A 14,911-nucleotide genomic window follows, 5' to 3' on the forward strand; every position below is an offset into this window, starting at 1 on the left:
GCATAAGCTTCCTTTTTTATTTTATGAAGAAGATTTTTTAACAAGCCGATAATAAGATAAACCCACCAATATTAATCCAAGGGTTCCAAGAAAAATCAGTTTTGGTACAACCGTGGCTAATGGAACACCCATCTGATTAAGTTGCACAAACATTTGTACCGCATGTGTTGAGGGTAAACACCACGCAAACCATTGTAGCCATTCAGGCATTGCTTGATGAGGCCAAGCAGCTCCAGTTAGTAAGAATAAAGGTACAGAGCTAAACACAATAATATGTCCGGCACGTTCCGGCATATCCAAAAGTGATCCGATCAACATACCTAATCCAATCACACAACTAATAAAAATAGGAACAGCAACTAGTAAACCAGTGAAGTTTCCACCGTGTGGGTAGTCATTGAACCACAAGGTAAAACCGAAAAGATAAAAACATCCTAAACAGCCAATGGTAAATATACTTGCGAAGATTCCAGCAAAACGAACAGCTGTAATTTTTTCATGTTGCTCCCGATAGCTAGCTATTAACATTGCCAAACCTAGCACAATCGTTTGATGAATAATTAAAGATGCAACAGCCGGAAAAATATAACTTCCATATCCTGAAAGGGGATTAAATAACGGCACTTGATGAATAGAAAGCGCTGGCTGGAAGTGTGTGCGTTGTCCAAATTTTTCAATATATTCTTTTAATGTAGCTTCTATCGAGGTTGCCAGACCTAAACCAATTTCTTTAGTTTTTAAAAAGTTGGTTGTGCTTAAGTATAAGCCGATTCCACCTGTTTCTCCGCGGCGTAGGCTTTGGGTTAAGTTATTTGGTAAAAGTAAAATACCATCAGCTTTTTGCTCACGTACCATTTGTTCAGCTTGTAAAAAATTGCTGGTAACGGTAACGATATGAACATGGGGGCTATTTGCACTTTGGCCAATCAATTGAGAAGTTAAGAGGCTTTGCTCTTCATCGACAATCACGATTGGAATAGATTCTGCACGCTCAGCTTTATAGGCGGTAGGATAAAAAAAGCTATAAAGAATGACCGATAAAATTAGCGTTGTGAAAACTGAGCTATTACTTACAATGTCTTTAAATGTTTGCCCATAAGCCTTAAAGAATTCTTTCATTGCGTTGCCCCTCGAACTAATTTTTTAAGCAATAGACAACTTAAAAAGAAGTAAATCAGGCAATAACCGATGAGTATTAAAAAAGGAATCATTGAAATGAAAACTGGACTGCCGATCACCCATTGTTCGGTTTGAAGCTTGGCATAAGGAGTATAAGGAATAATGAGTGACCAAAACTTGGTGAAAATAGGGGCATTATTTAAAGGTAACGTAACGCCTGCGAAACTTAAAGAAGAGCCGCCATATACTGCGATAAAGCCAAAAGTCTTACTTAAATTTTTGGTTGCAAGAATGACGGTGCTACTAATTAAAGCATAGGCAAAATAAAGTAAAAACTGTGCACATAACAATAAGCTAATAGAACCTGCGATGAACCAGCCACGGATTTCGACTAGCCAAAACATCCATACCCATGTCCATGCACAAAATATAAGGCTATAAAGCAGATTTTTGGCCAATAAGCCTTGAATAAAACTTTCTCGGTTTACCCATGCTGTTAATGTGCCACGTTTAAGTTCTTGTCCAATAGCAAAGGCAACACAGCAACATAACAATAAGTGCAATACAGCAGGAACCATGAAAGGTTCTAAGTAAAATTCATAGCTCATACTTGGATTATAAAGCGTTGAGATTTTTACATGAGCCGTAGGAACATCTAAATAGGGAATACTATTTACAAGATAACTTTGACCAGCATAGTCTGCTAAAGCATTGAGGGTACTGACCAGCATTGCTGAAGAAATGGTGTTTCCGACACTAAAAAAAGACTGATTAAATGCAATGCTGATTTGAGCATCTTGTGCTTTAACGAAGCGCTTTTCAGCACCGTCTGGAATAAAAACATACCCCCATATTTTGGTTTCATTGAGTAGTTGTTCAGCCTCAGCAGAACTTGCCGTAATTGTTTTAATGTCTACTGTATGATTCAACGAAAGATACTTTTCAATATTACGGCTGAGTTCACTTTGGTCCTGATCAATAATTGCAATTGGTAAGTGTTCAGCTTTACCTGCGTAAAACATGCTGCTAAACATGAAAATGATAAAAGCAGGGATAAGTGTCACCATACACAAATCCCATTTATTGCTTTTTAGATAGTTTAGTTCCCGTAATATACTGGCAAACATGCTTTATTTTTCTTCTTTAATTTTAAATAGAACACTCATACCAACCTTTAAGTCTTTGACAGGATTTTCAGGTACCAGATGTAATTTAAAGCTACGAATATCATAACCTCCAGTTTGGCGAGTCGTTTTAATGGTAGCAAATTCACCTTCAGCATCAATATTCTTGATTTTAAAATTCACATTCTGATTAAGAGCAGGTATGAATCCTTCAAGGGTTTTATTTTTATAAACAGAGGCATATTGATTTTCACCCACGTTTAAACTCACCCATAAATCATCATCTTCTAAAATGCTGACAACAGGCACGCCCATAGCGACTAATTCAGAAGGTTTACCATAAGTTTTTGAAACTGTGCCTGAAATCGGAGAGAGTAAGCGTGTCTCTTCCTCTAAAGCTTTTGCTTCAGCTACTGCAGCTTTTGCAATTTCAACCTGTGCATCTGCTGTAGATTTCTGCTGGCTGGTACTGCCACGTTTTGCACGAGCATATTGCTGATAAGAGGCTTCACTTAATTCTTGAGCAGAAGTTTGTGCAGCAAGCATTTCATCTCGTCTTTGACGTGAAATGACGCCTTGTCTATATAAATTTTCACCGCGTTGGTAAGTGGTCTTTGCAAGGTTTGCTTGTGCTTTTGTACTTTGCCAGTTGGCATAAAGAGTATCGATATTTTCTTGTTGAGAACCTCGATCTACCGTAGATTGAAATGCTAAAGCCGATTGTAAGGTAGCCAAGGCTTGTTGCTTTTTAGCTTCTATTTCTGGGCTAACCAAACGAACAAGGGGCTGGCCTTTGGAAATTTTCTGGCCTTCTTGTACATAAATTTCTTCAATACGACTTGGAACTTTTGTACTTACGTGAATAGTTTCAGCTTCAACTCGGCCTTGAAGTTCAATAGGTTTCGGCTGATAGCTTTTCCACAAACCAAAAATAATTAAACCTAATAGGGCAATAATAATTACACCAATAATCAGTTTAATTTTAGAGTTTTTAGGTGGTTTTGAATCATCTTTATTTGTGTTTGATTCTTGATGGTCACTAACTTGATCATCTTTTTGAACTTGGGTGGTTTCTGCCGTATCCGCAACAGGAGAATCTTGTTCTGAATGAGCTGAGTCTTGATTCATTTTATACTCCCATTAACGAATATAGTCGGTATGTGGTTGATTGACATAAGCTTTAAACTGGTCAATTGAGCCGTGACTTTGCAATAAAGTCGCGAGTGACATGACATATTTATAAGCATTTAAAGCCATTTCAGTTTTTAACGCACTTAATGCATTTTGCGCATCAATCACTTGGGTTGCTGTACCCATTCCTTCGCGGAAAGAAAGTTCTTGAATACGTAGGTTTTCTTGAGCGGCATTTACGTTTCTTTGTAAAAGCTGATGACTTTGTTGAGCAGAGTTGAGCTCGTTATATGATTTATTCAAAAGTGCTTCAATCTCTTGTTTAGTTCGTTCAGTCATGAGTTCAGAAGCGTAGCGCTTTAATTCAGCGGCATGAATATTCTTATTTTTATCTACCCCAGAAAATAGGTTGTATTTTGCCATTACACCGACAATCCAGTTTTCATTTTCATCAAGAGCATATTCACCAAATGCAAATAGACTTGGTTTTTTTGCTGCTTGTTGAGCTTGAATATTTACGTTAGCCAGTTGAGTATCCATCTGCATTTTTTGTACAAGGCTAGACTTTTGTGAATAACTGGTTAAAAGTGATTCTAGAGACTGGCTGGGAGTGTTGTTTACAAATAAAGGTGTACTTAAATCGACATTATTTTGTTGATGTAAAAGATTATTAAGACTAAAGCGGCTGGCGTTTAAGTTAGCTTGAGCATTTTGTAAAGTACGTTCTGCATTATTACGAGCGACTTCAAACTGCATGCGTTGCCCTTTACTAATAAATCCTTGTTGTTCGAGCTTTAGGGCATTGCTGTAATGTTTTTGCATTGCATTAAAGTTAAATAAGCTACTTGCAACCAGCTGCTGCTGTAACTGCACATTAAAGTAACTTTGTACTACTTCAAATCGCTGTATATCTTGTTGTTGTTGGCTTGAAAGTTCAGAGCGCTGTGCTTGTATATTTGCTATTTTTTTAGCACTGCTGGTTAAGCCGCCTGTATAGAGTGGCATTACGACTGAAATAGAAGGGCGTACCACCTGATCTTTTATGGTCAGATTCGCATAATCTGGAAATCGGTTAATACCATCATGTATGGTTTGGTTTGCGCCTTCTTGAACTTGTCCCAGCACATCTGATGGAATGACATTGTTCCACTGTGAAAGTTTATCGTTTAGTCCTTGGCTTAAATCATTCTCAAGTTTTTGTTTAAAAGCCCCAAGAGGTACATCTGTTTCACTATGAAAAGCATATGCTCTGACATTCAAATCAACTCTAGGTAATCCCAGACCCTTTACTGCTTCAGCTTCTAATTGAGATGCTTGCTGTAATGCTTGGTTGGCTTGAGTACTATATGAACTTTTCAAAGCTTGTTGTTCTGCTTCAGCATAACTTAAGCTTCCAGCGTATAAATGATTAGTGAAAAAAAAGCCTAAAGCCAAAGCAAGATGTTTTGGTTTAAATGAAAATGGAAAAATAGACTGTCTATATCGATGTGTTGGCATTTTAAATAACAATTTTTGGCATCCCGAATAGTTTAAATTTCTTGTTATTAAATTCAATTATCATCTTGTTTATTATACATTTGTATAAAAACATGGTGGTTTTTAGCTCCTTTAATTATTGAATTTACTAAGCCAATATTTTTGTAATAGCTATCAAGGTATGTGAAATGATAATCACAAGTCAAGTTGATCTTTTTGCTTAAAAATTTTTTTAAATGAGGAAGCTGATTATTAAAATTAAAGAAATAACGACAACAATAATTGAAAAAATAAAGCTAAATACAGTCCAGCATTGAAATATTTACTTGAGAAGCTGCTGCAAGCTTAAGCAATCTGTGGTTAAATGCCATTTTTATTGTGTTTGACTTTATACAAGGGAAAAATCATGCGCGCGTACAATTTCTGTGCTGGTCCTGCTGCATTACCTACTGTCGTTTTAGAAAAAGCTCAACAAGAATTGTTGGATTGGCAGGGTAAAGGTCTATCCATCATGGAAATGAGTCACCGTAGTGCTGACTATGTTGCTGTGGCTGAAAAAGCTGAAGCAGATTTACGCAAGTTAATGAATATTCCAGAAAACTATAAAGTACTGTTTTTACAAGGCGGTGCGTCATTACAATTTTCTGCTATTCCTTTAAACCTTCTAGGTAAGAACAGTAAAGCCGATTATATTCACACTGGCATCTGGTCTGAAAAAGCGTTAAAAGAAGCAAAACGTTATGGTGATATTAATGTTGTAGAAGCTGGCATTAAAGTAGATGGCAAGTTCGCAATTTCTGAACAAAGCGAATGGAATTTATCTGACAATGCAGCATACGTACATTATGCGGATAATGAAACGATTGGTGGCTTACAGTTCGCAGGAATTCCTGATGTAAAAGCTCCACTTGTTTGTGACTATTCATCAAGTATCTTATCTGCTCCATTAGATGTGACCAAGTTTGGTTTAATCTATGCTGGCGCACAAAAAAATATTGGTCCTGCTGGTTTAACAATTGTCATTATTCGTGATGACTTACTTGATCAGGCTAAACCAGAAATTCCAAGCATTTTAAAATATGGCGACCAAGCCAAAAATGGTTCTATGGTAAATACACCATCGACTTACGCTTGGTACTTGTCGGGTTTAGTATTTGAATGGTTGCTAGAGCAGGGTGGGGTAGAGGCTATTCATAAAGTGAACCTTGAAAAAGCTCAGTTGTTATATGGTTATATCGACTCAAGCGATTTCTACAATAATCCGATCGCAATTCCAAACCGTTCAATTATGAATGTACCTTTTACCTTGGCAGACGAAGCTTTAGAAAAGCAATTCTTAAAAGAAGCGGAAGCTAATCACTTGTTGAATTTAGCTGGACACCGTTCTGTAGGTGGTATGCGTGCAAGTATTTATAATGCCGTACCATTAGAAGGCGTACAGGCTTTAATCAACTTTATGGATGATTTTGCAAAGCGTAATGGTTAAGCAAATCAAATAAATAAAGCCCTCAAATGAGGGCTTTATTTATTGAATAAGTTATAAATTAAAAAGGCACTAAACCAAACTGGTGCATGAATATGGCAGCTAAGAACATACCCAAGACAAAAAAGCAAAACGCACCAGTATCGACCTTTACGCGCAGGCTACTGGATTGAATGAGGCTGGTAGTTTGTTCGGGTATAATCTTCATTCAATAACCTAATTATTAAAATATTAGTGAAATTCAATTAGTTTCACCCTTTTTAGCACAAATAGTCGCCTGAATCCAGATATTACCGCGAATATATTCGCCAATATTAAAGTTTTTATACAAATCGTTTTTGGTCGCAATGCGCACTAATATGGCAGGAAGATCATCTTCTAAAACCAAAGTAACATCATAAAGGGTATATTCTGCCCCCATAAATGTCATAGAAGTTTTCCCAACAATATTACCTTGGAACCATGCTTCATCTTCTTGACCAAGATTTTCGCCATATAAATAAGCGACCATTTTAGAAAAATCAACGGTTACAGGTTCTTGATCTTCTGGAGTTTTTGGTTGCCATTCATTAATGAGTTCCTGTAAGTTTTCAGGAGCAACACCATTATGTTCAGTTAAAATTGCATTTAATGCACGGTGATGTTTAATAGAAGCTGGGTCATCAACAATAATTTTTTCACCTGCTGGAACAGGTTCTAATTCATAAGCCCATGCATTAAATTGGACTTGATAGTTTTGATTTTTATCATATTGACAGTAGTTAACACTAAATAAATTATCAAATGCATAAACAGTTGTATTTTTATTTAGTCTTAAACTTAACACGGCTTGTGTAGCAGAGTCGCAAGTAATGATGCGTTCAATTTTCGCATTATATTGATATGGACTTTCAAAACTTGGGAAGGCTGTTTTAAGCGCGCGAGGTTTTTGGTTTTCAACAGCAATAATTTGGTTGATCGTAACTTTTTGGTCTTGTGGACCTTGAATGAGCCAAAAAGATTGGTCCATGTCTTCTTCATGTTCACACAAACCCATTGGCATTACAGGTGCATCAAGTGCCAGTCCTAACCATTTTGGTACATCTGTTTCGGGATGGGACGTCAATAGATTCCAATGTTCTCCATGACTACCAAAATTTTGGTCATTTACTTTAATAACTTCTGGACTGTTTTGATTTTTCATAAGCACGATGCTGTTGGGTTCACATTACTTGTTATATTAAATCGAGGGTGTTTGCTATTTTTCAAGTCATCATATGTAAATTCTCTTGTAAAAGCGCGTATTTAGTTATTTAAAAAGAAGCGCCGTTTCTATTTATAAGATAAAAGTACGCTTAACTTATAAAAATTTAAATGTTGAAATTAAAAATCACTTTAATCGTTATTTTTACTCTCCTTAGAAAAGCATCTGTTAGACTAATATTTTTAGTGGAAATAGAGAATAACGTGCTGCCATTTAAGCTATGGGTAGACGCAGACGCCTTACCGAAAATTTTACGTGAAGTGATTTTACGCGCATCAGATCGTTATCAATTAGAAGTTATTTTTGTAGCCAATCAAAATGTTGGGATTACGCCTTCTGTTCGTATTAAATCAATACAGGTTTTAAGTGGTGCTGATCAGGCAGATAAAGAAATAGTCGAGCGTATGGTTGAAAATGACATTGTCATTACGCAGGATATTCCACTGGCAGCTCAGGTGATCGAGAAAGGTGGGGTTGCTATTCATCCCCGTGGTGAAGTCTATACAACGGCGAATGTTAAGGCGCGTTTACATCTACGTGATTTCATGGATACGCTTCGTGGTGCAGGTGTGCAAACTGGTGGGCCGCCGCCTATTTCCGAACGAGATAAACGTGAATTTTCAAGTTCATTAGATCAAACGATTTTAAAGCAAAAACGTAAAACAGCTAAGTGAGCATCACATGCCAACGCAAACCAATTTGGCTCTAACCTATGCCTTGTTAGTGTTTATCTGGGCAACAACTCCGTTGGCAATTGTCTGGAGTGTGTCTGATTTACATCTGATGTGGGCATTGTTATTACGCTTTTTTATTGCATTGCCTTTGGCTGTCATCATATTACTAATTTTGAAAACACCTTTTCCAACGCATCGACAAGCAGTTCATAGCTACATTGCCGGATCTTTTAGCTTAATTGGTTCTCAAATTTTTACTTATGCCGCGACCCAATATTTAAGTTCAGGCATGATTGCGCTTATGTTTGGTTTAGCACCGATTATGGCGGGGCTTATTGGTCGGTTTGCTTTTGGCCAACAACTTTATAAGCTGCAATGGTTAGGTATGGCAATTGCGGTCAGTGGGTTAGCTATTATTTGTTTGAGCGGTGCGAATCAGCATGTACACCCGTTTGGTATTGTTCTTATGCTGATCAGTGTATTTGTCTATTCATTTTCAATTTTCTGGGTTAAGAAAGTTAATGCACAGATTCAGCCAATGGCTCAGGCAACAGGCTCTATTTTAGTGTCTTCTATTTTTGCTAGTTGTTTTATTCCATTTATTTGGCAATATGCACCGACACATTTGCCAGAAGCTAAATCTTTATTTGCCCTAATTTATACGGTACTCATGGCTTCACTCGTTGCCATGTTCTGTTATTTCAAACTTATACAAAATATTCAGGCAACGACTTTATCTTTAACGACAGTTATTACCCCTATGTTAGCGATGATGATTGGGGCTGCTTTAAACCATGAACAACTTTCAATTATGGTTTTTGTAGGCGCTTTGATCATCTTGTCTGGACTCTTTCTATATTTCTATAAAGACATTCAGGCAAACCGGAACTTTGCTCAACATATGAAGTCTAAATAGGAGAAGATTTGGGTAATTTGTTGAGCTTATTCATTAAATTGTTCTAATTCGTAGCGAAATGCACGATCAAATTGATCTCCCAACTCAACTAGTAGAAAATAGCGCAGCAATATAATATTAGGATTATTAAGGATAAGTCAGAACTTACTGATTTTTAAACCTTAATACAGCATCTAACGGTATGGCCAAATAGTAGATGTGGGTGCAATTTGCTATCAACATCTTATATTTTCCATCAATGACCTTGGATTTAGAAGGTATGTTTAAACCAATCTCACTGTATATAGGGTTGAGATATACTCGCGCAAGACGCAGTAATCATTTTATTTCTTTTATTGCATTGGTTTCGATGGTCGGTTTGACACTAGGTGTCGCTGTGCTGATTACAGTACTTTCTGTCATGAACGGTTTCGATCGCGAATTGAAAAACCGTGTGTTAGGAATGGTGCCACAAGCAACAGTTTCATCTACACAAATCCTCACGGATTGGCCTGAACTCGTGAAGCGAGTTGAACATCATCCACATGTAACAGGGGTTGCACCTTTTACGCAATTGCAAGGTATGTTAACTGCGCAAGGGCAAGTCGCTGGTATTATGGTGACGGGTATTGACCCAAAATATGAAAAGAATGTCTCTATTATTCAAAATCATATTGTTGCCGGGAGTTTAGATTCACTTAAAAAAGGTGAATTTGGTATTGTGCTTGGTAAAGATATGGCTGATTCATTGGGCTTACGTCTAAATGATAGCGTGACATTGGTTTTACCTGAAGCAACGCCATCTCCAGCAGGTGTTGTACCTCGTTTCAAGCGTTTTAAAGTGGTTGGTATTTTTAGTGTAGGCGCTGAAGTCGACTCTATGGTGGGTTATATCGCCCTATACGATGCTTCAACCTTATTACGCTTACCAGATGGTGCCCAAGGTGTCCGTTTAAAACTAGATGATATTTTTGCAGCGCCACAAGTTGCTGACGACTTAGTAAAAAGTTTACCAAGCAATTTCTACGCGACGAACTGGACCTATACGCATGGTAATTTATTTAATGCCATTCAAATGGAAAAAACTCTAGTCGGTTTATTGCTTGTCCTTATTATTGTGGTTGCGGCATTTAATATTGTTTCATCGTTAGTTATGGTGGTGACTGATAAAAAATCTGATATCGCAATTTTGCGTACATTAGGCGCTTCGCCGTCGATGATCACTAAAATCTTTATGGTTCAAGGTACCGTGATTGGGGTGATTGGTACAGTTGCAGGTACGGTTTTAGGTGTAATTTTAGCTTTAACCATTAGCGATATCATTTCATGGTTTAACAATGTGTTGGGCTTAAACCTATTTGATGCTTACTTTGTACATTACCTTCCTTCTTATTTGAGATGGCAAGATGTGACGATTATCGTGATTGTTTCTTTACTTTTAAGCTTCTTGGCGACTATTTATCCGGCGCTTCGTGCTGCCAAAGTTCAACCTGCCGAGGCACTGCGCTATGAGTAAAATTGTTTTAGAAGCGAAAGAAATATATAAACATTTTGATGACGGAAAATCTAAAGTTGAAGTCATTAAAGGTCTTTCTTTACAAGTTGAAGCAGGGCAGTTTGTTTCGATTGTCGGTGCGAGTGGTTCAGGTAAAAGTACTTTGCTTCATGTGCTAGGTGGTTTAGAGCAGCCAACTCAAGGGCAAGTATTTTTAAATGGTCAGCGTTTTGATAATTTAGGTGAAGCTGAACGTGGTTTTCAGCGTAACCAATACCTCGGTTTTGTTTATCAATTTCACCATTTATTACCTGAGTTTTCTGCGCTTGAAAATGTCGCGATGCCTTTAATGCTTCGTGCAGATAGCCAATTTAAATCTGTAAAAGCGCAAGCTGAATATTTACTTGATCGAGTTGGGTTATCTCATCGTATGGATCATAAGCCAGGTGAGCTTTCGGGTGGTGAGCGCCAACGTGTGGCTTTAGCGCGTGCTTTAGTCACTAAACCTGCGGTTGTTCTGGCTGATGAACCTACAGGTAATTTAGATCGTAAAACAGCTCTAGGTATTTTTGAATTACTGACCGATCTTAAGAAAGAACTCAACATGGCAATGTTAATTGTGACCCATGATGAGCATTTAGCTCAGGCTGCTGATTCTATTTTGCACATGCAAGATGGACTCTGGGTGAGTGGTTCTTAAAAAATTGTCATTAAATCACATTGTTAAAGCCCACTTAGTTGGGCTTTAATTTTGCCCCTAAAAAGATAATGATATGACTTTGCATGTTAAAACTTATTTTAATGGGGTGGATTGGGGGTATTGCATTTATGGGGATAGATATCCCTTTAATAATGCAATATGGGTGGTTAGGTAAAGTCTTGCTTGTTATGGGCTTTATTTTTTATATTTTTAAGAGAAATATTTTCTTAAATCGCCCCATATTAAAAACCATTTACTGTTTAGTCTGCGCTATTAGTTTTTTTACTATAGGACATCAATATGCTCAGCAGGCCTTAAATCACAGATTAGAACTGCGACAAATGCAGCCTAAATCTTTAGATATTGTTGTGTATGTCGACCGTATAAGTGAAGAAAAAGAAGATAAGACACAACAACCCGTTCAGGTACTAGGGCAGTCCTTACATCCCGTTAATTGGCTATTATATTTAAAAAATCAAAAAGTAAACTCAGCGTTAGATGAATCAAAATTACAATTAGGCCATTATTATCGAATTTCTGGCAAAACCAAACCTGCTCATAGTTACGCAGTGGCCGGTGTTTTCGACCAAGAACAATGGTTCATTCAACGAAATATAATGTCTGGTTTTAGTGTTCAGCATATTGAGCCTTTAAGCTCTGATGAAGTTTATCAGTTGGGTTATCAACAGCATTTAAAAGAGCAACAAAAATTCTTTAACAGACAAAAATTAAATATAGAAAAATTGCGTCTGAAATTTAGATTAATGTTAAAACAATCTCCTTTGCAAAATAAAGGACTGTTATTAGCTTTATTAACAGGGGACGAAAGTCTCTTAAATGATGAAATTAAAAATCAATTTAAGGAATTAGGAATCTCTCATTTGTTGGCCATTTCAGGGCCTCATGTACTCATTTTTGCCATCATGTTGGCTTGGGGATTACATCAATTAGTACGACGATATTATCCGCAGCTTTATTTGCATCAACCTAAACAAATTTGGGCTATGATTCCATTATGTTTCGGTGTTTTGATTTATACGGCATTTGTTGGTTTTGAAATTCCCGCCTTAAGAACTTTACTCTCAGTATTTTTATTTGCTTCTTTGTTATTGATTAAAGTGCCTGTTAAGCCATTTTCACTCTTGGTTTATAGTGCAAGTCTACTTTTACTTTTCGATCCCTTCAGTGTTTTATCCGCAGGCTTTTGGCTGTCTTATGGTTCTTGCTTTATTTTATTACGGATTTATCAAACTATAGAGCGGGCTCCAAATGTTGTTTCAACTAGTCTGTTATCTAGAATCATTCTTTTCAGTAAAATTTTAATTGAATCTCAAGGCAAAATATTTATTGCCTTATGTCCCTTAATGCTGATTTTCTTTCAACAAATTTCATGGGTTGCTCCTTTTACAAATATTATTGCTGTCCCTTTACTCGGAGGAGTAATTGTTCCTTTAAACATTTTTGCAGCTTGTGTATGGCTTATTTTTAAATCATTCGGAAATTTACTTTTTCAGATTAATGATGTCCTGATTAGTATAGTACTGACATGTTTTGATCTTTTAGAAAAGCTAGCATTACCATTACAAGGCTTTAGCTTGACACCACTTGATTTAGTTTGCCTTAGCTTCGTTATTATTATCTTATTTTTACCGCGTGGGGTTTTACCAAAATCTTGGGGGCTAATATGCTGTCTACCCTTGGTCATTCCAGATAAGTCGTCCCAGCAAGTTCAATTAAATATTATAGACGTGGGGCAGGGGCAATCTATATTCTTACAGCACCCGCAGCAGACATGGCTCATCGATACGGGTGGGTCTTATGATGAGAAAGCTTTTAGTATTGGTCAAAATGTGGTGATTCCATATTTACGCCAAAAGGGAATTAAACAACTGGATCACGTCGTACTATCTCATCTTGATCAAGATCATAGCGGAGCATTTCCCTCTATCGCTCAGGCTTTTCCAATTAAACAAGTCATATCAAATGAATTATGGGCAGAGCAGGTGACACAACCATTTACTTATTGTCATCAAGGTCAAAAATGGCAATATCCACAATTAGATATTGAAATCCTTTGGCCTAAAGAAAAAGATTTAAACTTAGTTTCTTCAAATCAAAATCAATATTCTTGTGTGGTTTATATTCATTTAAAACAGATAAATGGTTATCAAAATTATTTAATTATGGGGGATGCTGGATGGGAAGCAGAATATCAACTCATGAAAGAATATCCTGATTTAAAGGTAGATGTTTTGGTATTAGGACATCATGGGAGTAAGCATAGTTCGGCTTATGACTTTTTAGCGACTCTAAAACCAAAGCTTGTTGTTGCCTCTACTGGTTTTAATAATCGTTATGGTCATCCAAGTAAAGAAGTTTTAGCGAGAGTACAAGCATTTAATATTCCGTTTAAAAGTACAGTTGAACAAGGAACATTAAGCTTTGTATCTCGCAATCAAGAGATGGTTTTATATACCCGACGTTTCGAGCGTACTTGGCTTCACAGGAATTTGTGAAGCTTCTGCTTTAAGTCTATCTACAATTTGAAGTGCTTCATTCGGATCTATATTATAAATATTATCTAAAGCAGGATTTGCTTTAAAACGTTTATAACTCCAGTGATAGTGTTCTGGATAGTGCTGGATCAGTTGTTCAATGGCTTGATGAATAACAAAGGTTCCATCATCGGCACTACCTTCGTAAATCTTCTCATCCATAGGCTCAATATGCATCGTAAAACCGTCGTGTTCATTACGAATCGCATAAAGAAATAATGCTTTGGCTTTTGTTTTCTGGATAAGCTTGGCACTTAAATTACTTGAGGCAAGTGGTACACCAAAATAATTGATCATATCCCCACCAACATTAGGCGTATGGTCGGGTAAAATTACAGTGGTTTCGCCTTGTTTTAGCGCTTTAAAAATTTGTCGAACACCAGTCTCATCGGTAGGTACCAAGTTGGCTTGTTCACGACTACGTGCTTCTCGAACAAAACGGTCTGCATCTTCATTTTTTACAGGTTTGTATAAAATAGTCATGGAGGTGAACTGGGCACACCACGCATTCATGATTTCCCATGTACCAAAATGTGGAACAATCAAAACCACACCTTTTTTTGCTGCCAATGCTTCATGAAAGTAATGTTCACCTTCTATATGGTGAATTCTTGAAATATTCTTACTATTTGATGAGCCCCAAATACTTAAAAACTCGAAGTATGAGGTTAACTCGTTACGAATAGCTTGTTGTGTAATATCTATTCGTTGCTGTGGTGTTAAGTGTGGAAGTGCAATTTGTAAGTTAAGTTCTATACTTTTTGATGTTTTAGTAATTTTTAAAGTATTGACTAACCCTGCCAACATACGGGCAATAAAACGTCCAAATTGAATGGGTTGACGGCTAAAAGTTTTGAGTAAGTAATAGTTCATGCTTTTTACATCTAGTTTGGTCATCTATCGCGGTAAAAAGGAGGCAACAAGTAAAAAAAGATAAAAATATTATAAATGAAATCATATTATTTAGACAGTTTTTATCAAATCAACGTATATAATGACATCATTTTAGATTGATT

General features: G+C 36.8%; 12 protein-coding genes and 1 pseudogene. 6 read left to right on the forward strand and 7 right to left on the reverse strand.

Features of this window, described 5'->3' with window-relative positions:
* Positions 1-21: 21 nt before the first annotated feature.
* The 4 genes from MKX14_RS00405 to MKX14_RS00420 are packed head-to-tail and all read right to left on the reverse strand — an operon-like array spanning position 22 to position 4,871.
* Positions 22-1,119: an A1S_2622 family ABC transporter permease subunit gene (locus MKX14_RS00405; RefSeq protein WP_032007058.1), complete on the reverse strand. Its 1,098-nt coding sequence runs from the start codon at positions 1,117-1,119 to the stop codon at positions 22-24.
* Positions 1,116-2,246: an ABC transporter permease gene (locus MKX14_RS00410; protein WP_240281498.1), complete on the reverse strand. Its 1,131-nt coding sequence runs from the start codon at positions 2,244-2,246 to the stop codon at positions 1,116-1,118. Before MKX14_RS00410 ends, MKX14_RS00405 begins: the two co-directional genes overlap by 4 nt.
* A gap of 3 nt (positions 2,247-2,249) precedes the next feature.
* Complete coding sequence (locus MKX14_RS00415) at positions 2,250-3,371, reverse strand: HlyD family secretion protein (protein WP_199992104.1); 1,122 nt, start codon at positions 3,369-3,371, stop codon at positions 2,250-2,252.
* 12 nt (positions 3,372-3,383) lie between these two features.
* Positions 3,384-4,871 (reverse strand): TolC family protein, encoded by a 1,488-nt coding sequence (locus tag MKX14_RS00420; protein ID WP_240281499.1) that lies wholly within the window; start codon positions 4,869-4,871, stop codon positions 3,384-3,386.
* Between the two features lie 385 nt (positions 4,872-5,256).
* Between MKX14_RS00420 and serC the strand changes: the two genes are divergently transcribed.
* Positions 5,257-6,336, forward strand: a complete 1,080-nt coding sequence (gene serC, locus MKX14_RS00425; protein ID WP_240281500.1) for a 3-phosphoserine/phosphohydroxythreonine transaminase — start codon at positions 5,257-5,259, stop codon at positions 6,334-6,336.
* A 238-nt stretch (positions 6,337-6,574) separates the two neighbouring features.
* Here serC and MKX14_RS00430 read toward each other — a convergent pair whose 3' ends face one another.
* Positions 6,575-7,516, reverse strand: coding sequence for a hypothetical protein (locus MKX14_RS00430; RefSeq protein WP_002118998.1), 942 nt, complete (start codon positions 7,514-7,516; stop codon positions 6,575-6,577).
* A 245-nt stretch (positions 7,517-7,761) separates the two neighbouring features.
* Here MKX14_RS00430 and MKX14_RS00435 point away from each other — a divergent pair, with 245 nt between their 5' ends.
* Positions 7,762-8,250, forward strand: coding sequence for a YaiI/YqxD family protein (locus tag MKX14_RS00435; RefSeq protein WP_080649425.1), 489 nt, complete (start codon positions 7,762-7,764; stop codon positions 8,248-8,250).
* Positions 8,251-8,257: 7 nt separating this feature from the next.
* Positions 8,258-9,166, forward strand: a complete 909-nt coding sequence (pagO, locus tag MKX14_RS00440; RefSeq protein WP_046811749.1) for a DMT family transporter — start codon at positions 8,258-8,260, stop codon at positions 9,164-9,166.
* Between the two features lie 29 nt (positions 9,167-9,195).
* On the opposite strand, the pseudogene MKX14_RS18295 reads toward pagO, so the two are convergent.
* Positions 9,196-9,297 (reverse strand): annotated as a pseudogene (locus MKX14_RS18295) (PilZ domain-containing protein); the annotation flags it as partial.
* A 128-nt stretch (positions 9,298-9,425) separates the two neighbouring features.
* Between MKX14_RS18295 and lolC the strand changes: the two are divergent.
* The 3 genes from lolC (at position 9,426) to comEC (ending at position 13,856) form a co-directional block, all read left to right on the forward strand.
* Positions 9,426-10,661: a lipoprotein-releasing ABC transporter permease subunit gene (gene lolC / locus MKX14_RS00445; RefSeq protein WP_004790618.1), complete on the forward strand. Its 1,236-nt coding sequence runs from the start codon at positions 9,426-9,428 to the stop codon at positions 10,659-10,661.
* Positions 10,654-11,340, forward strand: a complete 687-nt coding sequence (lolD, locus tag MKX14_RS00450; protein ID WP_002118798.1) for a lipoprotein-releasing ABC transporter ATP-binding protein LolD — start codon at positions 10,654-10,656, stop codon at positions 11,338-11,340. The genes lolC and lolD overlap by 8 nt, the downstream gene beginning before the upstream one ends.
* An 83-nt stretch (positions 11,341-11,423) precedes the next feature.
* The gene (gene comEC / locus MKX14_RS00455; RefSeq protein WP_133481048.1) at positions 11,424-13,856 is read left to right on the forward strand and encodes a DNA internalization-related competence protein ComEC/Rec2; all 2,433 of its coding nucleotides are present in this window, start codon (positions 11,424-11,426) and stop codon (positions 13,854-13,856) included.
* On the opposite strand, the gene MKX14_RS00460 is transcribed toward comEC, so the two are convergent.
* Positions 13,809-14,792: a lysophospholipid acyltransferase family protein gene (locus MKX14_RS00460; RefSeq protein WP_108011492.1), complete on the reverse strand. Its 984-nt coding sequence runs from the start codon at positions 14,790-14,792 to the stop codon at positions 13,809-13,811. The genes comEC and MKX14_RS00460 overlap by 48 nt on opposite strands.
* Between the last annotated feature and the right edge of the window lie 119 nt (positions 14,793-14,911).

The sequence above is a fragment of the Acinetobacter pittii genome (genome assembly GCF_022449185.1).
In the GTDB taxonomy this organism is placed as follows: domain Bacteria; phylum Pseudomonadota; class Gammaproteobacteria; order Pseudomonadales; family Moraxellaceae; genus Acinetobacter; species Acinetobacter pittii_I.

Coding starts and splice junctions, on each gene's coding strand:
- pagO (WP_046811749.1), top strand. CDS start 8,258: ATGCCAACGCAAACCAATTTGGCTCTAACCTATGCCTTGTTAGTGTTT.
- serC (WP_240281500.1), top strand. CDS start 5,257: ATGCGCGCGTACAATTTCTGTGCTGGTCCTGCTGCATTACCTACTGTC.
- MKX14_RS00460 (WP_108011492.1), bottom strand. CDS start 14,792: ATGACCAAACTAGATGTAAAAAGCATGAACTATTACTTACTCAAAACT.
- MKX14_RS00420 (WP_240281499.1), bottom strand. CDS start 4,871: ATGCCAACACATCGATATAGACAGTCTATTTTTCCATTTTCATTTAAA.
- MKX14_RS00410 (WP_240281498.1), bottom strand. CDS start 2,246: ATGTTTGCCAGTATATTACGGGAACTAAACTATCTAAAAAGCAATAAA.
- MKX14_RS00415 (WP_199992104.1), bottom strand. CDS start 3,371: ATGAATCAAGACTCAGCTCATTCAGAACAAGATTCTCCTGTTGCGGAT.
- comEC (WP_133481048.1), top strand. CDS start 11,424: ATGTTAAAACTTATTTTAATGGGGTGGATTGGGGGTATTGCATTTATG.
- lolD (WP_002118798.1), top strand. CDS start 10,654: ATGAGTAAAATTGTTTTAGAAGCGAAAGAAATATATAAACATTTTGAT.
- MKX14_RS00430 (WP_002118998.1), bottom strand. CDS start 7,516: ATGAAAAATCAAAACAGTCCAGAAGTTATTAAAGTAAATGACCAAAAT.
- lolC (WP_004790618.1), top strand. CDS start 9,426: ATGTTTAAACCAATCTCACTGTATATAGGGTTGAGATATACTCGCGCA.
- MKX14_RS00405 (WP_032007058.1), bottom strand. CDS start 1,119: ATGAAAGAATTCTTTAAGGCTTATGGGCAAACATTTAAAGACATTGTA.